A 22,381-nucleotide genomic window follows, 5' to 3' on the forward strand; every position below is an offset into this window, starting at 1 on the left:
AATTTCGTCAGGCGGTGAGGCCACCTACAAAGCCAGGCGTTAAGTGTATGCTGAAATTGGATCTCGCCAAGTGGAATCAAACCCCTGAGGACCTGCGGGTTGAAGCGTTGATGGCGGCCCATGCGCGCACCCGTGAACGGTTCCTGGCCTTGTACGAACTGACCCAGCAGGGACATGGCATCACGGCAGTTGCGCGGGGCACGACGCACCATGCGCAAACGCTGATGCGTTGGGTGCACTGGTATAACGACGCCGGTCCCGAAGGGCTGGTCTTTCAACACACGGGTGGTCTCACCCCCTTTTTTTGCCAGGTGAAAGAGCAGGCGCTTGACGCGCTGCTCCGGGCGGGGCTCGCCGCCGCCGCCGCGCCCACGGTGGACAAGGACCTGGAGACCGGGCGACTGGCACCAAGCCGCGCGCTTGATCAACACACGGCGCCGCCGCGCTGGACCCTCAAGCGACTGGTGACGTGGATCGGGACGCAGTTTGGGCATCAAATCAGTCGGGAAACGCTCCGCCAGGCGCTCAAACGCCTCGGATTTTCCTGGAAAAAGGCCAAGGCGCTGCTCAACCGTGCCACGACCGCCGCGCGCGAGGCTTTCGTCGTGCAACTGCAAGCGCTGTTGGCACGCACCCTGAAGGACGAACCGCCGTTAATCGTCTATGTGGATGAAGCCCACATCCATCAAGAAGCCGATCTGGGGTATGGCTGGGCGCCGGTCGGGGAGCGTCTGTGGGTCGGCTCCCACACCCCTGGCCTGTCGGCCAAGGTGAGCTTCTACGGCCTGTATTTCTACAACCACGGCCAGGTGGCGATCTGGGATTTCCCCCGCGGCAACACCGATCACACGCTGACGGTCTTGCACCGGCTGCGTGAATGCGAGCCGACCCGCGAGATCGTCCTGAGCTGGGATGGGGCGTCTTATCACCGCGCTGGCGCCGTGGTGGCGCTGGCCGCGGAACTGGCCATCACGCTGCTGCCGCTACCCAGTTATAGCCCTGATTTCATGCCGGTCGAAGCCCTGTGGCGCTGGTTGCGCGAGGATGTCACCTATCATCACTGTCACGCCACCGCCGAGGAACTGATCACGCGCGTGCGCGACTTTGCGAAGACGATCAACCTCGAGCCGTTTGCGATCGCCGACCGGCTTTGGACCCGAACGAGCCTCGATCCGGAAGAGGAAAAACTACGCATCCCATGCTAGGCGGGGTTTAGTACCTCATTTCGCCTGATCGTGCGCCGCTCAAGCCCCGAAGGGGCGCGACATACCAGCCCAGGGCAACGCCCTGGGTATGACGGATAACAGACCCCAGCCCTGAAAGGGCGTGACATAAGGAACCCCGCCGTTTTGTCACGCCCTTTCAGGGCTAGACCGAAAAAAAACGCTAACCCAGGGCGTTGCCCTGGGCTGGTATGTTCGACCCCGTTGGGGTCGGTATGCAACATAAGGTGGAATGCGGCACCAGGGCGGCGGTGGGGCGAGGGCGCGACAGTTATCGACTATCGGTCTTGATCATCATAGCGATAGTCCCGGCCGCGCGATTGCGCTATTTTGTGCGGTGCAACATCGCCCCGCCGGACCCCGAAGACCATGACTGCCGAAACGCTGCCGCGCATCCGCGAGATCCCCTATAACTACACGTCCTTCTCCGATCGGGAGATCGCGATCCGCTTCCTGGGTGAGCCCTGTTGGCGCCTGATCGAGGCGTTGCGGGGGACGCGCCGCACCGGCCGCTCCGCCCGGATGCTCTTTGAAGTCTTGGGGGACATGTGGGTCATCACCCGCAACCCCTATCTCCAGGACGACCTGCTGGAGAACCTCAAGCGGCGCCGGCTCCTGCTCGGCGCCCTGGACCACCGGCTCGACCAGTTCGAGTTGCGCCTCAACGACAATGCCCGGGCGGCGGAACTGTTGCTCGCCGCACGGGCAGCGGTGCAGCGCTTCACGGACTGGTTCGCGACCGAGCACGCGGCGCGGGTGCAGTTGCGTCGGGCCCTGGCCGGTGTCACCCGCCGGGATAATCTGGACTTCGGCGGTCTGGCCCGGGTCTCCCACGCCACCGATGCCACGGACTGGCGCGTGGAACTGCCCTTCGTCGTCATCTCACCCGACAGCGAGGCCGAGGTGGCGCCCATCGTGCGCGCCTGCATCGACTGCGGTTTGACCCTGATCCCGCGGGGCGGCGGCACCGGCTACACCGGCTCCGCGGTGCCCCTGCACCCCATGACGGCCGTCATCAACACCGAGAAGTTGGAGACCCTCTCCGGCGTCGAGCGCATCGCGCTCCCCGGGGTGGCGGGGCTGATTGCGACCGTCCAGTGCGGTGCCGGGGTGGTGACGCGCCGGGTCTCGGACCTGGCCGACGCCCATGGGCTCGCCTTCGCGGTGGACCCGACCTCCCAGGACGCCTCCTGCATCGGCGGCAACGTGGCCATGAACGCGGGCGGCAAGCGGGCGGTCCTGTGGGGCACGGCGCTCGACAACCTCGCCTCCTGGCGCATGGTGACCCCGGACGCAGACTGGCTCCTGGTGGAGCGTCTGGACCACAATCTGGGCAAGATCCATGACCAGGCGCAGGTGCGTTTCCGCCTGTCCCGCTTCGCCCCGGACGGGACCACGCCCAGGGGTGAGCCCCAAGTCCTGACCATGCCCGGCAGTGCCTTCCGTCAGGCGGGCTTGGGCAAGGACGTGACCGACAAGTTCCTCTGCGGGCTGCCGGGCGTGCAGAAGGAGGGGTGCGACGGTCTCATCACCTCCGCCCGTTTCATTCTGCACCGGATGCCGGCCCAGGTGCGCACCCTCTGCCTGGAGTTCTTCGGGACCGACCTGGACCTGGCGGTACCGGCCATCGTGGAGATCAAGGACTTCATCGACGGCCTGTCGGACGTGCAGGTGGCGGGTCTGGAGCACCTGGACGAGCGCTATGTCCGGGCGGTCGGGTACACCACCAAGGCCAATCGCCGGGAACTGCCGAAGATGGTCCTGCTGGCGGACTTGGTGAGCGACGACGCCGCCGCCGTGGACCGGGCGGCGGCGCGCGTGGTGGAGTTGGCGCGGGCGCGCGACGCTGAGGGCTTCATCGCGCTGAGTGCCGAGGCGCAGAAGCGCTTCTGGCTGGACCGCGCCCGCACCGCCGCCATCTCCCGTCACACCAACGCCTTCAAGATCAATGAGGACGTGGTGATCCCGCTGCCCCGTCTGGCGGACTACAGCCGCGGTATCGAGCGCATCAACATCGAGCAGTCCATCCGCAACAAAGATGCCATCATGGCCGCGGTGCTCGACTATCTGGACGGCGACTTGGCGGAGAGTCGCCAGGATGGGGACTATCAGGACTCGGCCGAGGAGACCGCCATTCTGGCCGCCAAGCGCGCCGTCGCCCGGGACCTGGTGACCCGCGCCCGCGCCCGCTGGCAGATGGTCCTGAACCACCTGGACGAGCCGGCCGCTGCGCATCCGAACCTGTTGGATGCCGAGGCCCTGGCGCGGCTGCGCGACGGCGACACCCTGCTGGACCTGATGCTGCGCCGGGACCTGCGCCAGTCCTACCGGCGCGAGGTCGGGGCGCGACTCGACGAGACCTTCGCCGGCCAGGAACTGGCCGGGGTGCGGGAGCGGCTCGCCGCCTGTCACGCCAAGGTCCGGGATGCGCGTCTCTTCGTCGCCCTGCACATGCACGCCGGGGACGGCAACGTCCACACCAATATCCCGGTCCATTCCGCCGATTACGCCATGCTGCGGGAGGCGGAACTGGTAGTCGAGCGGATCATGGCGCTCGCCGTCGGCTTGGGCGGGGTCATCTCCGGGGAGCACGGGATCGGCATCACCAAGCTGCGCTATCTGGAGCCCGCCAAGCTCGCCGCCTTCGTCGCCTATAAGGAGCGGGTGGACCCGCACCAGCGTTTCAACCGCGGCAAGCTGATGCCCGGCAGCGGGCTGGACGGGGCCTATACGCCCTCACTGCGGCTGGTCCAGCAGGAGGCCATCATCCTGGAAGAGACGGAACTCGGCGGGGTCAATGACGACGTGAAGCACTGCCTGCGCTGCGGCAAGTGCAAGCCCAAGTGTATGACCCATGTCCCGCGGGCCAACCTGCTCTATTCACCGCGCAACAAGATCCTGGGGGCCGGGCTGATCCTGGAGGCCTTCCTCTATGAGGAGCAGACCCGCCGCGGGCTGTCGCACCGTCACATCGCCGCGCTGAACGACCTGGCGGACCACTGCACCATCTGCCACAAGTGCCTGAACCCGTGCCCGGTCGACATCGACTTCGGCGACGTGACCATGCGGATGCGCCGCATCCTGGTCAGCCGCGGCCAGAAGCGCTTCAATCCCGGCGCCTGGGCGGCCATGCAGTTCCTCAATACCACCAATCCCCGCACCATCCGGCTCCTGCGCAAGGGGTTGGTCGAATGGGGCTTCGCCGGGCTCAACCTGGCCCATGCCGCCGCGCGCGTCCTGGGACTCACGCGACGGCGCATCGCCCACCCCGCCGCCACTACCGGCCGACCGGCCCCGATCGGCCAATTGTTGGACCTGGTGAGCCGCCCTATCCGGGTGGACCTGCCCAAGCGCGGCTTCCGCCAGGTGCTCCGGCTGGAGGACCGCACCCAGGTGCCGATCCTGCGCGACCCGCGGGTCGCGCCGGAGGACGCGCCGCCGGTCTTCTATTTCCCCGGCTGTGGGGCCGAACGCCTGTTCTCGGACGTGGGTCTGGCCGCGCTCGCCATGCTCTACCGCCAGGGCGCCCAGACGGTGCTGCCTCCTGGTTATCTGTGTTGCGGCTATCCGCAGCGCGCCGCGGGCCAGGATGCGCGCGGCCGGCAGATCACCATGGACAACCGGGTACTCTTCCATCGGGTCGCCAATACGCTCAACTATCTCGATATTCGCACCGTGGTCGTGTCCTGCGGGACCTGCATGGATCAATTGCTCAAGTACCAGTTCGACCAGATCTTTCCCGGTTGTCGGCTCTTGGATATCCACGAGTGGCTGATGGAGCAGGGGGTGGGGCTCACGCCGGCCGCGGGGGTGCAATACCTTTACCACGATCCCTGCCACACCCCGATGAAGACCCATGCCCCGCTCAAGGTGGCCGCGAGTCTGATGGGGCAGGGGGTGCGCCTGTCGGAGCGCTGCTGCGGCGAGGCGGGCACCCTGGGCACCGCCCGCCCCGACATCGCCAACCAGTTGCGCCTGCGCAAACAGGAGGAGTTGACCGCCGGCATCCGCGCCCTGACCGGCCGGGACCGCACCGAGCGCGGCGCGGTCAAGCTGCTCACCGCCTGCCCCGCCTGCCAACAGGGCCTCGCAAAATATACTGATGAGACTGGGCTTGACGTTGACTACCTGGTAGTCGAACTGGCCCGCCGCCTGCTGGGCCAGGGGTGGCAGGAGGCCTTCCTGAAGGACGTCCGGAACGGCGGAATCGAGCGGGTGTTGTTGTAGGGTCCGCTGCGCGGACCGCTGCCCGCGCAAACGCTGGGTTTCGCGGTGCTCCTGCGCGGCGGGTTCTGAGTGGCGGCGGGGTTCAGCGTGTGCGCACGACGGATTGGGTTATGGCATCTGCGGGGCGGGACGGGGTATCCACCCCGTCCCGAACGTTTGATGCTACGCCGGGTATCGGCACCAGTCGGCAGGTCCAAGTAAAACGTTTCGGATGGGGCGAATGCCCCGTCCGGCCCTGTGGGGTCGTGCTAGGCTATGTCCATGACCGCCATTGCCCCGGGAGACGCCCATGTCGCAGACCGCCCTTGCCGAACCGCCCCGCACGCGGCCTGAACCGGCGCCTGTCCCGCCCCCTTCGGCGGCCGGCCGCTATGTCTCGGAGGAGGAGTACTGGCGCGACTACTACCTCGACTCCGACGTCCACTACGAATGGAACAACGGGCGTCTGGAGGAAAAGCCGGTGTCCAACTATGAGACCTTCCTCGTCTACCAGTGGTTCATGCTGCTGCTGGAGCACTTTCTGACCGTCCGGCCCATCGCCAGGATGGTCGCGCTGGAGATGGGCTTTCGGCTGCCGCTGCCGACCGGCACCGTCATCCGCAAGCCCGATTTCGGCGTCGTCTGCAACGACAACCCGCAGCCGTTGTTGCCGCTCGATGCGTCCTATCGCGGCGTTTTCGACCTCTGTGTCGAGGCCCTGTCGGATCAGGAGCGCCGCGACCTCCTGCGCGACACCGTGGTCAAGAAGGCCGAGTATGCCGCGGGCGGCGTCCCGGAGTATTACATCCTGCACCGCGCCCCCGAGCAGCAGGCGTTCTTTACCCGCACGGCGGCCGGTGTCTATGTCCCGATCACGCCGGACGAGGGCGTGATCCGCTCACGGGTCCTGCCCGGCCTGCAGTTTCGTGTGGCCGACCTCTGCCGTCGGCCCGCACACGGCACACTGCGCGATGATCCGGTCTATGCCGCCTTCGTGCTGCCCGGCTGGCGGGCGGCCGAGGAGCGCGCCGCCGCCGAATCGAATCGCGCCGACACCGAGGCACAGGCGCGTCGGCAGGCCGAGCGGCGAGCGCAGGAGGCGGAGCAGGCACTCGCCCGGCTCCAGGCACAACTGGCTGGCCGCGATACTGTGCAGTGACCGGCGCCGGGCGGCTCGGCAGCCACTTGTCCGATCGGGGCGGGACCGGGCGATGAGCAGCGGGCGCCTTGAGTTCCTCGCGCGGGCCACCGTGGCACGGGAACAGGCCGCGGCCATCGGTGCCACCCTGGCCGGGATGGACCCCTGGCGGACCCTGGGCTACCAGGCGGAGACCCTGGCGCGGGGCCTTGAGTCGACCCACCCGGACCTGACCCGCTACCTCGCCATGCGCGACGGCGAGCCGCAGGGACTGGTGGTGGTGCGTCACCCATGGTTGCGCGGGGCCTATATCGAACTTTTCGCCGTGCTCCCGCCGGCCCAGGGCCAGGGCGTGGGGCGCGCGGCCCTCGAATTCATCGAGTCGCACTACCGCCGGCGCACCGCGAACCTTTGGCTGCTGGTCTCCGGCTTCAATACCGGCGCCCGGTGCTTCTACGCGAAACAGGGCTTTCACCCGGTTGGTGTCATCGCCGACCTGGTGGTCGCAGGTCAGGACGAGGTGTTGATGCGAAAGGTCATCCGTCCCGCGGCCGGGCTGCCGTGATGGCCGTTGATGATCCTAGTACCATCGCGGGTTCAATCACGGCCGACGCCCCCATCTCCTTTTCCGACTCACTTCATCCAGCCCCCACGGGAGCCTTCATGGTCTTCGATCTTCCTCAACTCTGCGCGCGACTTGCGGTCCCGGTGCCGACGCTCGGCCCCGCCCTGGCATCCCCTGAATTTCGTGGGGTCAATACGCTGCAACTGGCGGGTGACACCGACCTGTGCTTCGCCGAGGGGGCGGATCAGGCGGACTCGGTGCACCGCTCGGGCGCCGCGGCGGTGCTGGTGCACGAGGGCTTTCCGGCGGTCGGCGGGCCCCTGTTGATCCGCGTGGCGGAACCGCGGACCAGTTTCTTCCTGCTCGCGGAGTCGTTTCGGCCGGACTCGGAGGTTCCGGGGATACACCCGAGCGCGGTGATCGACCCGGGGGCGGTGGTGGACGAGGGGGTGGCGGTGGGGGCCTGCGCGGTGCTTGCGGCCGGGGTCCGGGTGGGGCCGCGCTGTACCATCGGTGCGGGCGCCTACCTGGGTCCCGGGGTGACCCTGGGGGCGGACTGCGTGATCGAGGCCAATGCGACCCTGCACCGGGATACCCGTGTCGGCGAGCGCTGTATCGTGCACTCGGGGGCGGTACTCGGCGGGGATGGCTTCGGCTTCCGCTGGGACGGGCAGGGCCATCGCAAGGTCCCACAGCTCGGGTGGGTGGTGATCGAGGACGACGTGGACATCGGCTGCAACGCCTGCGTGGACCGGGCGACCCTGGGTGAGACCCGAATCCGCCGCGGGGCCAAGATCGACAATCTGGTGCAGATCGCCCATAACACGGACATCGGGGCCCATGTCATCATCGCCGGTCAGGCTGGGGTGGCGGGGAGCAGCCGGGTGGGTGCCGGTGCGGTGATCGGCGGCCAGGTGGCGGTCTCGGATCATGTGGAGGTGGGGGCGGGCGCCCGCCTGGGCGGCCAGTCGGGGGTGACCAAGGACGTGCCGCCGGGTGCCGCGGTGTTCGGCACCCCGGCCCGGCCACTCAAGGAGACGCTGCGGGAGCTGGGGGCCCTGGCCCAACTGCCGGGGTTGCTCAAGCAGTTCAAGCGCCAGCAGCAGGAGCTCGCGGACCTGCGGCGGCGGCTCGACGAACTGGAGGGCGGCGCTCCTGCTGATTAACCTGGTGGGCACTAGCCTCAAAACTCCAGCGTCGCTGAGAGCGGCCCTATGTCACGCCCCTTCAGGGCTAAGCGTCCTCTGTCGGATAACCCAGGGCGTTGCCCTGGGCTGGTATGTCACGCCCCTTCGGGGCTCTACTTCATGAAGGCAAACCCGGACAATCCTGCCTTAGTCCTTAGCGACGCCGAGCAGGCGCACGGCCTCCTGGCCGAGCGGATTGTCTGGCCCCAGGTCGCGTGCCCGCCCCAGGGCCTCGCGGGCCTTGGGTTTGTCGCCACTCTCCAGGGTCACATAGCCCAGGGTCAGCCAACCGCGCTGGAACCTCGGGTCGGCGGAGGTCGCCGTGCGCAATTGCTCCAGTGCCCCTGAGGCGTCACCGGTGTAATAGAGGGCGAGTCCCAGGTCGTTGCGGGTCTCCAGGTCCTCCGGGGCCAGTTCCAGGATGCGCCGATAGACCGGGAGCGTCTCGCGATAACGACCCTCACTGAAGAGCGCATCGGCGCGTCGGCGCAACAGGTCCGCATCGGTCTCGGTGAGCGGCGCCGGGACGGCGTCGCCGCCGCCGCGTGGGGCCGCGCCTGGGGCGCGGGTTGCCGGGTGCCCGGCAGGCACGGCGGCGGCGCCGCGGGCGGTCGGCGCGCGCACCGGATGGCGGACATAGTAGTCGCGGGTGACGGCGAAGACGGCGAAGCCGTAGAAGGCCAGGAAGACGGCGGCCAGGAGCCAGTGCAGGGGGGTGAGTTTGGGCATGGGGCTTAGGTCGCGCAGGGGTGGGGGGCGGATGCTAGGAACCTTGGGCCGCGGTGTCAATCGGCGGATCCGCGCACGGTGCGATCAGAACTGACGTGGTGACCGAGATCCCGGGTACGCTGCCTGGTCGTTGTCGTTGTCGTTGTCGTGATCGGATTGTTCGATTACGACAACGACAACGACAACGACGCCCGGCGTCAACACATCAGTTCTGACGGCACCCAGGCACGCACCGGGCGCGCCGACACGGGAAGACCGGGGGCGCGCCGTGGCCGTGCGGCGCGGCTCGGCGGTCGCCGCGGGCGCGCCGTTTGCGATGCCTTCTCGCTTCCGGCGGGGGTCTTGGCCTATCATGGCGCTAGAGAATTGACGTTCGGGACCGCGTTGAACCGCCCAGCTTCCACCGTCCCACCCTGCCATCCGGAGAGCACCCATGACGACCCCCATCAAAGACCTCGAGGGCGCGATCGACGAAGTTGTTGCCAAGCTGCACGAACGGGGCATCAGGGATAACGAGCAGCTGGTCAGGGCCGCGGCCACCCCCGCGCTGCGCAAGGAGTTGGCCGGCTTCTGCGGCTGCGAGAACGCGGACATACTGCACCTTGCCAATCGCTCGGACCTGGCGCGGGTGCGCGGCATCTCGGGTGTCTACTCGGACTTGCTGGAGATCGCCGGGGTGGATACGGTCAAGGAATTGGCCAGCCGCCGGGCCGACCATCTCTACGCCAAGATCAACGAGACCAACGAGCGCGACAAGCTCACCACCAAGCCGCCGACCCAGTCCATGGTCCAGAACTGGATTTCCCAGGCCAAGTCACTGCCCCCGGTCCTGACGTATTGAGTCGCGCGGCGGCGGCGACCCTCGTGGCGTCGCGGGGGCCTGCCTCAAAAAAAAGACCGCGACGACAGACATGCGACTGTTGTTGCGGTCTTAAGGGCTTGCTGCCTGCAAATCGTCACGTCGGCCGGGCGTTGCCTCTCGGGCGGCGGCGCCCCCGGCCGGGACCAGCGAGCGACGGACGTTTTGACTTGTTGTTAAGGGGCCGGTCAGCGGCCTCAGGGGTTGGTTCGGGCCTGATCGCGGTCCGGGCGCTCAGGGTTTGGTCGGGGTCGCGGGGATAGCGGTCAGCGGCCCTGCGCCGCCGCACGCTGGGTCTGGGTGCAATTCGTCGGCGTCGTTGCGGGACACGAGGGCGATCAGGAAACCGCCGCTCAGTATGCTGGTGAAGATGCCGATCATGGTCAGTGCGTCGAAGCTCATGGTTTCGCCTCCGGAAACTGCTGTTGCGAAAATTGCGACGCGCGGGGGCGTCGATCCGGCCGTCCAGCCTGATGCAGCGCGCGCCCGATGCTGTCGGATGGGGGTGATCCTGTACTTTAGTATACGCTAATACTTTAACATTGTATCCCTGCGCGATACGTTGCGAATGCGCAAGGACAGCCCGCGGCTGGCGGCTTGCGGGTGGGGCCTCGGTGCGCCGTGCACGGTGTGGCCATCGCCGGCGTTGGTGTCCGCTGCTCCCATGGGGATTGTGTGGGTGTCCAGGAAGGCCACGCCGCGCTTGCGGTTGACGACGGCGCCGGGGCTGCCTAAATTCGGGGAGCGCCCCCCCTACCACCGGAGTGAGACCCTATGCTTGAGCCTGGCGACAAGGCACCCGTCTTTTCACTGCCCGACGCGGACATGGAGCGGGTCAACCTGGAGGCCCTGATCGGCAGGCGTAACCTGGTGATCTATTTCTATCCCAAAGACGATACCCCGGGCTGCACCATGGAGGCGCTGGACTTCAGCGATCTGCAGCCGGAGTTCGAGGCGGCGGACACCGAGGTGCTGGGCATCAGCCGCGACACCTGCATCAGTCACGGGGCCTTTCGGGACAAGTACGGACTGACCCTGCGCCTGCTCGCCGACCCCGACGGTGAGGCCTGCGAGGCCTATGGCGTCTGGCAGGAGAAGGAGGCCCACGGCGAGAAGCGCATGGGCATCGTGCGCTCCACCTTCGTCATCGATAAGCAGGGCCTGATCCGGCACGCCCTCTCGGATGTCAAGCCGAAAGGCCATGCCGCGGTGGTCCTGGGCCTGGTGCAGGCCCTGTCGGTTTCTTGAGCGGCCGGACGGCCGGCCGCGGTTGCCGCCTTGCGCCCTGGTCTATCCGCGGGACGGCGGCCGACGGGCCGGTCTGGCTGACGCACTGCCGCACGGGTGATCGACTGCCAATGGCCACACCGCACGGCGCGGCCGTAGCGCGCCCGCCCCGCGACCGGGCAGTCACCTCACCGTGAAGCTGCGTGCCCTCATCCTGGTCTTCCTGCTGGTGTTCGGGCTCACGCCCCTGCTGCTGGCGGTGGCCATCAACCTGCCCCTGGTACTGGAGCGCACCGCGCTCTTCTATCAGCGTGCCTACCTGCTGAATCTGCGGGCGGACTTTCGCGATCTGGACCAGCACCTGGCGAGTTGTCACGAGATGATCCGGCTGCTGGCGAAGCTGCCGGAGCCCGGGCTGATCCTGGGTGCGCAGGGGGAGCGGGACCAGATCGACCTGGCACGCGCCCGCTACACCGGCTGGGTCAATCAAATCCTGGGCGACCAACGCGACATCATCGCGGTCCTGTTCCTCGACGACCACGGGGAGGAGCGCTTCTGGCTGGCCCGGGACTCGCGTACCCTGGAGTGGCAGCCGCCCGCGCAACCGCCGCCCGACAGTTCCCAGGCGCCGAGCGATGAGTTCGTCACCGCAGGACTCGCCCTGGCGCCCGGGGCGGTGCTGGTGAGCCGGATCCGCGTGGACCCGGCGGCCGGAGTCAAGGACCCGCGCCGCTTTATGACCCTGAGCCTGGTGAGCCCCATCGGCGGCGGTGCCCGTCAGCCGCAGGGGGTGGTGGTCATGGGGATCGACGTGGGCGGCCTGGCCCAGGCCTACCGCGATACCCTGTGGGTCAATCAGGACGGCAGCTACCTGCGCCCCGGCCAGCCGGTCGGGGGTGCGCCGGCGGCCTTTGCGGCCTTCCCGGGGCTCGCGGAGATCTTCAGCCAGCGCACCCTGGCACTGTGGCAGGGGGGCGGCCGCCAGTTCCTGTGGGTGCCGATGTTTGCCACCGAGGACGGCGAGCCCCTGTGGGTGGGGCGTGCCGTAGACCCCTCGCCGATCGAGAATTTCCGCAATGCCCTGATGGTGCGGGTGCTATCGATCATCTGCGTCCTGGTCCTGGTGGTCCTGGCGCTGGCGCGCTGGATCGCCCGGCGGCTCGAGCGCTTCGGCCAGGCCTTGACCGGCGTGGTTGGGCGCATCCTGCGCGACGGTCTACCCTTGCGTCTGCACTGGCGGGGACCCCGGGAGGTCCGGGAGCTGGGTGAGCAACTCACCGCCCTGTCGCAGACCCATGCCGAACACCTGCGCGCCGGGCGCGAGCACACCGCGGCCCTGGAGCGCTCCAACCGCTACAAGTCGGAGTTCCTGGCCAACGTCAGCCACGAGCTGCGCACCCCGCTCAACTCCATCCTGCTGCTGTCCAAGATGCTGGCCGCCGCGGGCGGCGGCCTGTCGGAGGCCCAGCGCCGTCAGGCGCAGGTGATCCACGCGGCCGGGACCGATCTGCGCACCCTGATCGACGACATCCTGGACATCTCGCGGATCGAAGCCGGCCATGTCCCGGTCAGCCTGGCCTGGGTGGACCTGCCCGCGGTGCTTGACGAGCTGATGGAACTGGTCGCACCGCTGACCGGGGACAAGCCGGTCGCACTGCACCTGCACTGCGACCCGGCGGCCCCGGCGCGCATCTTCACCGATCGGGAAAAGCTGCGGCAGATCCTCAAGAACTTCCTCGCCAACGCGATCAAGTTCACCGACCGGGGCAGTGTCACCTTGAGCCTGACGGCGAGCGAAGACCCGGCGCGTCCGCTCGCCATCAGCGTCACCGACACCGGGATCGGCATTGCCCAGGACAAGCAGGAGATCATCTTCGAGGCCTTCCAACAGGCCGATGGCTCCACCCGCCGCCGCTATGGCGGCACCGGGCTCGGGCTCTCCATCAGCCGTGAACTGGCCAAGCTCCTGGGCGCACGCATCGAGGTGCGCAGTGCCCCGGGGGCCGGTTCCTGCTTCACCCTGCGGCTGCCCCTGTCCGCGCAGGAGGATACCGCCGCGGCGGCAGCGCCGTGCCTACCCGCGGCGTCGGTCCCGGACGCTGCCCAGGAGGTGCCGAGCGCGCCGACGGCGGCGCAGGCCGGTCAGTGGGTCCTCATCATCGATCGGGACGTCCCGACCCTGGCCCACCTGGCGGGGCTCATCAGCGCCTATGGGCTCGCGGTGCAGAGCGCGGCGGACCTGGACGAGGCCTTGGAGACCTTGCGGGAGGAACCCTGGGGTTGCCTGCTGGTGCTTTTGGCCGCGCGGGTGTCGGCGCGCGAGACCTGTGATACGATCGTCCGCCTTTTGAAGGAAAATCAAGCCCAGGCAATCGCCGTCGCGGTCATTGGGGACGCCCTCGCCGCGGCCCAGGCCGACGCCTGTCGCGCGGCCGGCGCGCTCGCCTTCCTGCCCACACCGGTGGCGGCGGCCGGGCTCCGGGCGCTCCTGCGTGCGTTGCCGTCCGGCGGTGGTTCCGGTCAGTCCCCGGACTGAGCGCAGTTGCCTTGGCGCGCGGCGGGGCGGCGCCGATGGACCTTAGCTCCAGAAAGAACTTTGTCCGCAAATGAACGCAAATGAACGCAAATAGGACCAGCCCTTGATTCCTGGCTCAGCGTTGCCCCGGGGGCCGGGGTCTGCTTGTCAAGTCACTGATTCTACTTTGCGTTATCTGCGCGTCCGCGGTTCATCTACGCTTTCTCGGTTAATTCCTTGAGCGGCGCACGTCGTCGCAGGTGACATCCATTATTTGCGTTCATTTGCGTTCATTTGCGGACATATGGTTTTCTTAGGATGAACGGTTACGCCGGATTCAAGCTGCTGATCGTCGATGATCACGCGCACAACCTGTTCACGCTGCGCACCCTGATCGCGGCGCACCTGGACGCGCTCGTACTCGAGGCCACCTCCGGGGCGCAGGCGATCGACCTCACCCACCGCCACCCGGACATCGACCTCATCATCCTGGACGTGCAGATGCCGGAGATGGACGGCTTTCAGACCGCCACGCTGCTGAAGCTGCGCAAGCGCACGCGCGACATCCCGATCATCTTCCTCACCGCCGCCTTCAAGTCGGAGGAGTTCCAGCAGCGCGGATTCGCCGTCGGGGCCGTGGACTACCTCCTGAAACCGATCGATGACAGCCTCCTCATCAACAAGATCAGCACCTATTTCCGGCTGATCGAGAAGGAGCGCGGGCTCAACCGCGTGCTGGAGCAGCGAGTCGCTGAGCGCACCGCGGAGCTGGCGCAGGCGCGGGACTACCTGGAGAACATCATTACCCACATGGGCGAGGCGCTCCTGGTCCTGGAGCCCGGCGGCGCCATCAAACTCACCAACCCGGCCGCCTGCCGGATGCTTGGCTATGCCCCCGCGGACCTGATCGGAATGGGCATCGGCGACGTCTTCGAAGAGGACGGCGACGAGGCGGCCGGGGCCTTCTGGGGCACCTGGCTCGAGGCCCTGATCCGCACTGGAGCGCTCAGCAAGATCGAGGCGCGCTTCATCGCCCGCGACGGGCGGCGGGTGCCGATCCTGTTTGCGCGCACCGCGGTTACCGACACCGCCGGGGAGATCAGCGATATCATTTGCATCGCCAAGGATATGACCGGCTATGTCCGGGTCGCGACGGACCCCGACCCCGCGACAACCCAAGAGCGCGGTGAGCGCGAACTGCCACAGGAGGCCTCATGATGAACGACCAGACCGACCCCGACCTGCCGCAAGATGCGCACACCGACCTCACCGCCAACGCGCTCAAGGCGATGGCCCACCCCCTGCGGTGGAAAATCCTGTGCTCGCTGGGGGATAAAGAACTCTCGGTGGGCGAGATCGTGGAGCGCACCGGCACCTCGCAAAGCAACATCTCCCAGCACCTGGAGCAACTGCGCAACAAGAACATCGTGGTCGCGCGCAAGGAGGCCAACCGCATCTTTTACCGCATCCGCAACGGCCAACTGCTGGATCTGATCGGCATCATGCGCGAGGTCCTGTGCCCCGCCAATCTGGACGACCGCTTCCCGCGTTAGTGCCGCGATGCAGCACCGTTGTCGTTGTCGTTGTCGTAATTGAGGTTATCGTAGCGCCCAGGATTCTCTCGCACCCCAAAGTGCATCGCTTCTCCGATTACGACAACGACAACGACAACGACAACGACAACCATAGCGATTGTGTTTAACTTGTTCTAGACTCGTTACTTAGCCGCTTCACCCACCCGTTTCACTCCGAGGGAGTGTGCCATGCTCGAACCCAACGAATGGTTTACCGAGATCGTCGAGGACGAGGGCTCCGCCTTTTCGCTCAAGGTGACCGAAAAGCTCCATGAGGAGCAGACCCCGTACCAGTTGATCCAGGTCTACGCCACCACCGGGTTCGGCAACCTCATGGTGATCGACGGGTTCGTCATGCTCACCAGCCGGGAGAACTTCCTCTACCACGAGATGATGTCCCACCCGGCGCTCTTCACCCACTCCGACCCGCAGCGCGTCTGCATCATCGGCGGCGGCGACTGTGGGACCCTGCGCGAGGTCCTGAAGCACCCCGGGGTCGCGTCGGTGGTCCAGATCGACATCGACGAGGGCGTCACCCGCGCCGCCGAGTGCTTCTTCCCCGAACTCACCAATGCCAACCGCGACCCGCGTGCCCGGCTCCTGTTCGCCGACGGCATCCGCTGGGTCCAGGAGGCACCGGCGGCCGGCCTGGATCTCATCATCGTCGACAGCACCGACCCCGTGGGCCCCGCGCTCGGACTCTTCAGCGGCGACTTCTACCAGGACTGCGCCCGGGCGCTCGCCCCCGGCGGCATCCTGGTCCAGCAGAGCGAGTCGCCCCTGTACCACATGCAGATCCTCACCGATATGCACGCCGCCATGCGCCGCGCCGGCTTCGACACCACCCGCAGCCTGTTCTTTCCCCAGGCCGTTTACCCCTCCGGTTGGATGACCGCCACCATGGCCCGCCAGGGCGCCTCCCTGGAGGCGTTCCGCACCGCCGACGCGCGCGACAAGCCCTTCGAGACCCAGTACTACAACGCCGAGATCCATCAGGCGGCTTTGGCTCAGCCCGAGTTCTTCCGCCGCGCCTTGGCGCAGGCGCTGGCGGTTTGAGACCGCGGGCGGGGTTCTCTTTCGGAGTCCAAGGCTTCAGCCTTGGCGGCCCGGTGTACCGTGCATGATCATTGACCGATAGTGCCCGAAGTGGGCTTGGGCATCCACCGCAGTACGATGATAAAATGGCGAACCGTCCGCGTCATCCCGACGCTTGCGGCTGTGTCGACGCGCAACCCAAGCAACGGCAGCCATCCGGCGGCGGTCTGCGCGGGCGCTCGTGCGCAAGAGGCACCGGACCATCCCGTGATCGACTCATTGATCGGAACGACCCAGTCCCACCTGCTGAGGCTGCGCTGGTTGTCGGTGCTGGTCATGGTGCTGGCAGCGCTGGCTAGCCCCTATCTCTTCGGTGCGTCCGAGTTGATGATACGCCTTCTGGTGTGTGCCATGGTGGTTGGCGGCATCAACCTCGGGCTGGCGGTCGCGGCCCCCTTTTCACCGGGTACTGACGACGCTATGCCGATGATGTCGCCCTTCGTTGGGCTGCTCTTCGAGCTGGCCGCCTGGGGTACCTATATTTACCTCTCGGGCGGGGCGACCAACCCCCTGATATCGGTTTTTCTGCCGCTGGTCGCCATCGGCGCTGTCGTCCTCACCGAGCGTCAGGCCTGGTTCCTTGGGGGCTGCGCCATCGTGCTCTATTCCTTTCTGTGGCGTGTCCATGTGCCGTTGATCATTACCAATTCCCAGACGGCCGTCAACCTGCACCTCTTCGGCATGTGGCTGGTATTCGCGCTCTCGGTCGTGGTGCTGCTCTGGTTTGTCCTGCAACTGGCCAGGAGTATTCGCCACCGCGATCGGGCCGTGATGGAGGCCCGCGAACAGGCCATACGTGACGACTTGCTGATCTCTTTGGGCAGCCAGGCGGCCGGAGCGGCGCATGAGCTGAGTACTCCGCTTGCCACCCTGAATATTCTGGCCGACGACCTGCTGGACGACGGCCGGTTGCCGTCGGCGCTGGTCCCTGAGGTCCGGTTGATGCAGGATCAGATCAAACGCTGTAAGCAGACCCTGAGCCAACTGGTCGCACGGGCCGGGCAGGTCCGTGGCGACCAGAGTGAAACCAGTTCCGCCGCGGCCTGGCTGCACCGCACTCTTGTGACCTGGCAAAGTCTGAATCCGGATATCGCACTCGAGATCGCTATCAGCGAACGTCTGCACGCCCGCCATGTGAACCCCGACTTTGCCATTGAACGTGCGATTGTCAACCTGCTCGACAACGCGGTGAAGGCGACGGCCACCCGCATCCAGATTACCGCAGAAGAAATCGGCGGCTGCCTGGATTTGACCGTGGCGGACGACGGACACGGCATGTCGCCCGCGGCCATGGCAGCATTCAATCAGCGGCGCCCCATCGCTTCGGCGGATGGCATGGGGGTTGGTCTGCTCTTGGGGCGGGTCGCCGTCGAACGCCGGCGGGGCAGCCTCGATTACGCGCCGCGCGACTCCGGTACCGCGGCCAGGCTGCGCCTCCCCCTTGCACATGGGCTGGAGGTTACGGATGGCGAATGACACCCGACCCTTGCTGATCGTTGATGACGACGGTCACTATCGGGAGGTGCTGGCGCGCTCCCTGACCCGCCGGGGATTTCAGGTCTGCGCGGTCGGCACGGCCTTGGCCGCCTTGGTCGCCTGCCGGGAACAGGATCCCGAGTACATCGTCCTCGATCTCAATCTCGCGGGGGAGTCCGGCCTCAACCTCATCGCGCCCTTGCTGGCGATCTCGCCGGGCACCCGGATCCTTGTTCTCACCGGCTATGCCAGCATTCCCACCGTGGTCAGTGCAATGAAACTTGGTGCTGCTCACTACCTTGCCAAACCAGCGGATACGACGGATATTCTTCGCGCCTTGGCGGATGACGGCAGTGAGGCGGCACAACTGCCCGTCGACCAACGCATGACCGTGCAGAACATGGAATGGGAGTACATCCGGCGCATCCTGACCGAACACGGCGGCAACATTGCGGCGACCGCCCGCGCCCTCAAAATGCACCGCCGTACGCTCCAGCGCAAACTCTCCAAACGACGCCCCACCGCGTCGTGAGCGATTACGCGCTCCCTTGCGGTTCAAAATGTCACGGTCACACCGGCATAGATGGAGCGGCCCGGTCCGGGGACGGGGGTGCCCCATTGAGGTTGATTGGGCGCCGGTGGTATGGTCATCGTCGTGCCCTGACCAACATAGGCCCCGCCCAGGGGCAGGTCATAGGCGCGGTCGAACAGGTTGGCGATGCCGACTTCCAGACTCCAGGTCTTCTTCTCATAGCGGCTGCGCAGGTGGACAAGCCCATAGCCCGCGGTCTGCATTTCATTGCGCACCTGGGAAATATGGTCCTTGGCATCGACGAACTCGCCCTCCAGGCTGTTGCGCCAGGGACCGAGCACCTGGATCAGCGAAACCTTTGCGTTCAACGGCATGATATTGTAGAGATTGTCGCCGGTATCCAGGTTCTCGCCTCGGGTGTAACTCGCCACGAGTTGCGCCGTGAAATCGCCGCCCCTGGTGCCGCGCGCCACCAGGTAGTGCGCGGAGAGGTCAAGGCCATAGAGTTGAGCGGATTGGTTCACATACTTGAGCACCGTGAAGTCATCGACCACGGGTACCCGGCGCGGGGCGTTCGTGGTCGAGTCCCATTGCACCGCGTCGATGTAGTCCCGCACGTAGGTGTAGTAAGGAGTTACCTTGAGGTCCCAGATAGCTTCGCCGGCATCGTGCCAGTTCGCGGTGAGGCTCAGGGTGCCGGCGACCTCCGGTTGCAGGTCAAGGTTGCCGACATAGCCGTTGCCGTCGCCGACGAAGTTGTTCATGAAGGCCGCCATCTGCCAGGTGGACCAGGAATAGCGCTCATAAAGATTGGGCGAGCGGGTCTTTTGCGCCAGCCCCAACTCGTAGGCCTGGTTGGCGTCGGGCGTGAAACGGGCGAGCCAGGACAGGTCCCAGTTGTTGTCGGTCTGCCGGCGGGACTGGGCGTTGAAGAGCGCTGCATCACGGGTTTGGTTGCCGAGGCCGCCGCTGCCACTGGTCGGGTAGGTCGCGAGGTTGTAGCCGTGCACCGGGCCTGCATTCATGTCCAGGTTCTCGAAGCGCAGGCCCAGGGTGTTGGTCCAACGTTCCTGGCGAATCTCCCACTCGCCAAAGAGGGCGAAGCGGTTGCGCTGCCCATCGTTGATGTTCCAGAAGGTGAAAGGCCACATGCCGGCGCCGGAGGGGCGCCACCAATCGTCCAGGCGATAGTTCTGGTACTCGGCGCCGAGGCGCAAGAGATGCTCCAGGGACAGTGGGATAGCGGCGCTGATGGCGACCCCGGTGTTCTTGCCGTCCGTGTCCATCGGCATGCCCGCGGCACATCCCACCATCATGCCCTTGACGACTTTGATACCGGAGATCGGCGCGCAGGGCATACCGTTGAGCGCGGTGTCGCCGCCGGAGCCGCTCGGTGGCTGTCCGGGGCCGTACCAGAACCGCTTATCGTCGCCGAAATCCATTTCATGTTGGGTGTGTTCGTAATAGACCCGTGCCTGCAGGGTGCCCCAGCCCTGGTCGCCGGTATAGGCCAGGTTGAACTGGTCGCTCAGGTTATCCGTCATATCCATCCGCTGATTCGGATAGTTCTCATAGGGGATGTGTTGATTGCCGTAGGTGAAGCTGACCAGATTGCGGTCGTTCTTCCACGCGAATTTGACGGACTGATTGATGGCCTCAAAGGCGGTGGAGCCCACCTGATCCAACGGCAGGGTGTGCCCAACCCGGCCGGTGAAACGATAGTCTTTGAAATTCCCGCCGGCCTGGTAGTTGTCGGACTTGGCATAGGCGCCGGTGTAGTTGAGACTTAAGTTGTCGGTGGCCACGCTGCCGGAGAGGTTGCCTCCCCAGCTAGCGCCGTTGCTGCGGTAAAAGGCGCCGGCGCTGCCCGTCGCAAGCTGCTTGCCGGGGTCCGCGAAGGCGGGGGACGCGGATTGCACCACGATACTGCCGCCAATGCTGTCGCCGCCCACACTCACCGGTGTTACGCCGGCATAGACCTGTACGCTGTCCACCGCCGTCGGGTCGATCGAGGACAGCGGTGAGTTCATGTGATTGGGGCAGGCGGCGACGAGGTCCATGCCGTCCACCTTCGTGCGCAGGCGATCATCTGCCAGACCACGAATGACCGGCAGACCGGAGACCCCGCCCGCGCCATAGGTGCTGACGCCGGGGATGTCCACGAGCAGGCTGGCGGTGTCGCTGGTGCGGGCGCGCTTGGGGGCGATCACGGCGGCATTCAGTGTCGTGGCACCGGCACCGGGCAGGTCCTCCGGGCGGGCCGTGACGACGACTTCCTGCAGGGTGGCGGTATCTTCCGCCGCCAGGCCGGCGGCCGCGTAGACGGCAAGGAATGCCGTAACGAGGTTGAGACGAGACTGCATACGGTCAGATTCCTGGATGATCCAAGGTGCGGGCAGCGCCTGGCGGCGCCGTCGCTCAGGGTCGCCGACCGCCGCCGGGGGCGGGGACTGGTCGGCCCAACCGCCGACCGGGTGCCAGGGTGGGCGATCGGCAGTTATGGGAGGAGGATTGTCTGGGAAGCGGCAGGCGATGGGTATGCGACAAATTGTCGCGCGAGACGCCCCGGTCCTTCATGTGGTCCGTCCAGGTGGTTTCAGCCGCGAGCGGGCAGGCGCGGAGTCCGCACTGGTCTAACGCAGTTGCGTCGGCAACCACGCCTTCGGCAGCAACCAACGCGACATCCTGAGCGCCGCGCCCGAGCCCGGCGACCTGTTCGTCGCCGGGCTCCTGGTGCTCGCCGGCCGACGTCTGGCCGCGCGTCGGCCGCCGCGGCCAGCCGCGATCCAGGCCCCCATTACTGGCGTGGAAGGCTTCGGCCTAGGAGGCGGGGGGCTCGTGACACCGCTCGGAGGAGGGCTGGGAGACAGATCGAAGCCGACGAGTTGGAGCAAGACCTGGCCGTTGCTCAAGCTGCCCATGATCATCGTCAATACCCCGACAGATTTTCCACCCGGAACACCTGATCCTCCTCGCAACGGCCGGTCTTCTCGAACCAGCGCACCGTCATGAAGCGCCCGTTGGCGTCTTGCTTCAGCATCAATACCGGGCCGTAGACCTGATGTTCCGCGGTGATCTTCTCGATCGTCTCCGGGCAGGTCGGCGGTGGAGATGGGCAGCCGCTCGGTCTGGAGCACGCGCTCGGCATCGGCACGGAATGGATGGTGCGGCGTTGCGGGCGTCGGCATGGGCTGTTCCGCCGTGACCGGCAGGTCTCTGGCGGAGCGCTCCGGCAGCAGTGTCCCGGTCAGCGGGTCGCCCAACAGGTCGAGCAGCGGGGGCATGGGGTAAGTAAGGGATGCCGTTTCACCAGAATTTGGCAGAGCGGCTGGGGCGCCCGCCGCGTTGGTGCCGGGCGACCCTGGGGCGCGGGCTCCATCCGTCGCGTCCGGGGACCGGAACAGGCTTCCTTGACCATTCACCGCCACCTGGACCTGCATGTCGTCCCCTACCCGGTAAACGACGGTCGCCCGGCAGATCTTGGATAGTTCATCGCGAATGGCATTGATGCGCTCCCCGGCCCCGACCAGGCCGCCCTGGTTGTCCGCGTCCGCCAGAAAGACATAGCCGTAACGCAGGCCCGGCGGCAGAGTGCGGTCCGGGGTGCCGGGTTGCAGCAGGCGATGCACCCGCAGGATGCGTCCCACCACCTGGATGCCGAAATCCGTGTCTCTTGCGCCGCGCAGAGAGGCGAGCACGAAGGCGCGCGGGGCGTCGAAACCGAGTGCCACGGCGACCTTGAAGATCAGCACCTCCTTGCGTTCACTGACGACGCGTCGTTCGCGTGCGTCCGCAGCTTGGCGGAGCTGTGACTCGGCGTAGCGGAAGATGGCAGGTAGATGACCTTCGTCTCACCGGTGACGAGCACCTGGACCTCCACACCCGGGTCGAATGGGGTCAGCAGGTCGCCGTGGATTAATTGGAGCACGGCCTGCACGGTGGTGCCGGAGCCGGCGAAGAAGTCGAGGACCACTGCGTGGGGGTCATGGATCAGTGCCAGGATACGTTGAATCGGCTCAACCGGCTCCCTGATCTATGAAGTTGCCGGGGGCGGT

At 66.6% G+C, this 22,381-nt stretch carries 18 protein-coding genes; 13 read left to right on the forward strand and 5 right to left on the reverse strand.

Annotation, left to right across the window (positions count from 1 at the left end; translation table 11 throughout):
• Nucleotides 1–47: 47 nt before the first annotated feature.
• The 5 genes from THSYN_RS07275 to lpxD all read left to right on the forward strand — a co-directional run bounded on the left by THSYN_RS07275 (nucleotide 48) and on the right by lpxD (nucleotide 8,298).
• A complete protein-coding gene (locus THSYN_RS07275) occupies nucleotides 48–1,205 on the forward strand; it encodes an IS630 family transposase (RefSeq protein ID WP_100918548.1) in 1,158 nt (385 codons plus the stop codon).
• Between the two features lie 387 nt (nucleotides 1,206–1,592).
• Nucleotides 1,593–5,450, forward strand: a complete 3,858-nt coding sequence (locus tag THSYN_RS07280) for a DUF3683 domain-containing protein (RefSeq protein WP_100918549.1) — start codon at nucleotides 1,593–1,595, stop codon at nucleotides 5,448–5,450.
• Nucleotides 5,451–5,739: 289 nt separating this feature from the next.
• The gene (locus THSYN_RS07285; RefSeq protein ID WP_100918550.1) at nucleotides 5,740–6,588 is read left to right on the forward strand and encodes a Uma2 family endonuclease; all 849 of its coding nucleotides are present in this window, start codon (nucleotides 5,740–5,742) and stop codon (nucleotides 6,586–6,588) included.
• A 52-nt stretch (nucleotides 6,589–6,640) separates the two neighbouring features.
• The gene (locus tag THSYN_RS07290; RefSeq protein WP_100918551.1) at nucleotides 6,641–7,132 is read left to right on the forward strand and encodes a GNAT family N-acetyltransferase; all 492 of its coding nucleotides are present in this window, start codon (nucleotides 6,641–6,643) and stop codon (nucleotides 7,130–7,132) included.
• 98 nt (nucleotides 7,133–7,230) lie between these two features.
• Nucleotides 7,231–8,298, forward strand: a complete 1,068-nt coding sequence (gene lpxD / locus THSYN_RS07295; protein ID WP_100918552.1) for a UDP-3-O-(3-hydroxymyristoyl)glucosamine N-acyltransferase — start codon at nucleotides 7,231–7,233, stop codon at nucleotides 8,296–8,298.
• A 168-nt stretch (nucleotides 8,299–8,466) separates the two neighbouring features.
• Here the strand turns inward: lpxD and THSYN_RS07300 are convergent, their stop codons facing one another.
• Nucleotides 8,467–9,048 (reverse strand): tetratricopeptide repeat protein, encoded by a 582-nt coding sequence (locus THSYN_RS07300; RefSeq protein ID WP_100918553.1) that lies wholly within the window; start codon nucleotides 9,046–9,048, stop codon nucleotides 8,467–8,469.
• Nucleotides 9,049–9,481: 433 nt separating this feature from the next.
• Here THSYN_RS07300 and THSYN_RS07305 point away from each other — a divergent pair, with 433 nt between their 5' ends.
• Complete coding sequence (locus THSYN_RS07305) at nucleotides 9,482–9,889, forward strand: DUF4332 domain-containing protein (RefSeq protein WP_100918554.1); 408 nt, start codon at nucleotides 9,482–9,484, stop codon at nucleotides 9,887–9,889.
• Between the two features lie 252 nt (nucleotides 9,890–10,141).
• On the opposite strand, the gene THSYN_RS33515 is transcribed toward THSYN_RS07305, so the two are convergent.
• Nucleotides 10,142–10,309, reverse strand: coding sequence for a hypothetical protein (locus tag THSYN_RS33515; protein ID WP_157817513.1), 168 nt, complete (start codon nucleotides 10,307–10,309; stop codon nucleotides 10,142–10,144).
• Between the two features lie 372 nt (nucleotides 10,310–10,681).
• Between THSYN_RS33515 and THSYN_RS07310 the strand changes: the two genes are divergently transcribed.
• The 7 genes from THSYN_RS07310 to THSYN_RS07340 all read left to right on the forward strand — a co-directional run bounded on the left by THSYN_RS07310 (nucleotide 10,682) and on the right by THSYN_RS07340 (nucleotide 18,326).
• Nucleotides 10,682–11,155 carry a peroxiredoxin gene (locus tag THSYN_RS07310; RefSeq protein ID WP_100918555.1) on the forward strand — a complete coding sequence of 158 codons (474 nt, stop codon included), beginning with the start codon at nucleotides 10,682–10,684 and terminating at the stop codon, nucleotides 11,153–11,155.
• Nucleotides 11,156–11,327: 172 nt separating this feature from the next.
• Entirely contained in the window at nucleotides 11,328–13,670 is a 2,343-nt protein-coding gene (locus THSYN_RS07315) for an ATP-binding response regulator (RefSeq protein ID WP_100918556.1), read from the forward strand.
• 297 nt (nucleotides 13,671–13,967) lie between these two features.
• Nucleotides 13,968–14,867 (forward strand): response regulator, encoded by a 900-nt coding sequence (locus tag THSYN_RS07320; RefSeq protein WP_100918557.1) that lies wholly within the window; start codon nucleotides 13,968–13,970, stop codon nucleotides 14,865–14,867.
• Nucleotides 14,867–15,202 (forward strand): ArsR/SmtB family transcription factor, encoded by a 336-nt coding sequence (locus tag THSYN_RS07325; protein WP_100918558.1) that lies wholly within the window; start codon nucleotides 14,867–14,869, stop codon nucleotides 15,200–15,202. The genes THSYN_RS07320 and THSYN_RS07325 overlap by 1 nt, the downstream gene beginning before the upstream one ends.
• A 210-nt stretch (nucleotides 15,203–15,412) precedes the next feature.
• Complete coding sequence (speE, locus tag THSYN_RS07330; protein ID WP_100918559.1) at nucleotides 15,413–16,279, forward strand: polyamine aminopropyltransferase; 867 nt, start codon at nucleotides 15,413–15,415, stop codon at nucleotides 16,277–16,279.
• Nucleotides 16,280–16,375: 96 nt separating this feature from the next.
• Nucleotides 16,376–17,794, forward strand: a complete 1,419-nt coding sequence (locus THSYN_RS07335) for an ATP-binding protein (protein ID WP_100918560.1) — start codon at nucleotides 16,376–16,378, stop codon at nucleotides 17,792–17,794.
• Complete coding sequence (locus tag THSYN_RS07340; RefSeq protein ID WP_100918561.1) at nucleotides 17,784–18,326, forward strand: response regulator transcription factor; 543 nt, start codon at nucleotides 17,784–17,786, stop codon at nucleotides 18,324–18,326. The genes THSYN_RS07335 and THSYN_RS07340 overlap by 11 nt, the downstream gene beginning before the upstream one ends.
• Nucleotides 18,327–18,349: 23 nt before the next feature.
• Here THSYN_RS07340 and THSYN_RS07345 read toward each other — a convergent pair whose 3' ends face one another.
• The 3 genes from THSYN_RS07345 to THSYN_RS07355 all read right to left on the reverse strand — a co-directional run bounded on the left by THSYN_RS07345 (nucleotide 18,350) and on the right by THSYN_RS07355 (nucleotide 22,299).
• Nucleotides 18,350–20,689, reverse strand: a complete 2,340-nt coding sequence (locus THSYN_RS07345; protein WP_100918562.1) for a TonB-dependent receptor — start codon at nucleotides 20,687–20,689, stop codon at nucleotides 18,350–18,352.
• A gap of 270 nt (nucleotides 20,690–20,959) precedes the next feature.
• A complete protein-coding gene (locus THSYN_RS07350; RefSeq protein WP_100918563.1) occupies nucleotides 20,960–22,078 on the reverse strand; it encodes a hypothetical protein in 1,119 nt (372 codons plus the stop codon).
• Nucleotides 22,072–22,299, reverse strand: coding sequence for a site-specific DNA-methyltransferase (locus THSYN_RS07355; RefSeq protein ID WP_236848812.1), 228 nt, complete (start codon nucleotides 22,297–22,299; stop codon nucleotides 22,072–22,074). The genes THSYN_RS07350 and THSYN_RS07355 overlap by 7 nt, the downstream gene beginning before the upstream one ends.
• Nucleotides 22,300–22,381: the final 82 nt, after the last annotated feature.

The organism is Candidatus Thiodictyon syntrophicum, from assembly GCF_002813775.1.
Lineage (GTDB): Bacteria > Pseudomonadota > Gammaproteobacteria > Chromatiales > Chromatiaceae > Thiodictyon > Thiodictyon syntrophicum.

Bases quoted from the DNA above. Each gene is read 5' to 3' on its own strand.
- THSYN_RS07275 (WP_100918548.1), top strand. From the start codon at position 48: ATGCTGAAATTGGATCTCGCCAAGTGGAATCAAACCCCTGAGGACCTG.
- THSYN_RS07280 (WP_100918549.1), top strand. From the start codon at position 1,593: ATGACTGCCGAAACGCTGCCGCGCATCCGCGAGATCCCCTATAACTAC.
- THSYN_RS07285 (WP_100918550.1), top strand. From the start codon at position 5,740: ATGTCGCAGACCGCCCTTGCCGAACCGCCCCGCACGCGGCCTGAACCG.
- THSYN_RS07290 (WP_100918551.1), top strand. From the start codon at position 6,641: ATGAGCAGCGGGCGCCTTGAGTTCCTCGCGCGGGCCACCGTGGCACGG.
- lpxD (WP_100918552.1), top strand. From the start codon at position 7,231: ATGGTCTTCGATCTTCCTCAACTCTGCGCGCGACTTGCGGTCCCGGTG.
- THSYN_RS07300 (WP_100918553.1), bottom strand. From the start codon at position 9,048: ATGCCCAAACTCACCCCCCTGCACTGGCTCCTGGCCGCCGTCTTCCTG.
- THSYN_RS07305 (WP_100918554.1), top strand. From the start codon at position 9,482: ATGACGACCCCCATCAAAGACCTCGAGGGCGCGATCGACGAAGTTGTT.
- THSYN_RS33515 (WP_157817513.1), bottom strand. From the start codon at position 10,309: ATGAGCTTCGACGCACTGACCATGATCGGCATCTTCACCAGCATACTG.
- THSYN_RS07310 (WP_100918555.1), top strand. From the start codon at position 10,682: ATGCTTGAGCCTGGCGACAAGGCACCCGTCTTTTCACTGCCCGACGCG.
- THSYN_RS07320 (WP_100918557.1), top strand. From the start codon at position 13,968: ATGAACGGTTACGCCGGATTCAAGCTGCTGATCGTCGATGATCACGCG.
- THSYN_RS07325 (WP_100918558.1), top strand. From the start codon at position 14,867: ATGAACGACCAGACCGACCCCGACCTGCCGCAAGATGCGCACACCGAC.
- speE (WP_100918559.1), top strand. From the start codon at position 15,413: ATGCTCGAACCCAACGAATGGTTTACCGAGATCGTCGAGGACGAGGGC.
- THSYN_RS07340 (WP_100918561.1), top strand. From the start codon at position 17,784: ATGGCGAATGACACCCGACCCTTGCTGATCGTTGATGACGACGGTCAC.
- THSYN_RS07345 (WP_100918562.1), bottom strand. From the start codon at position 20,689: ATGCAGTCTCGTCTCAACCTCGTTACGGCATTCCTTGCCGTCTACGCG.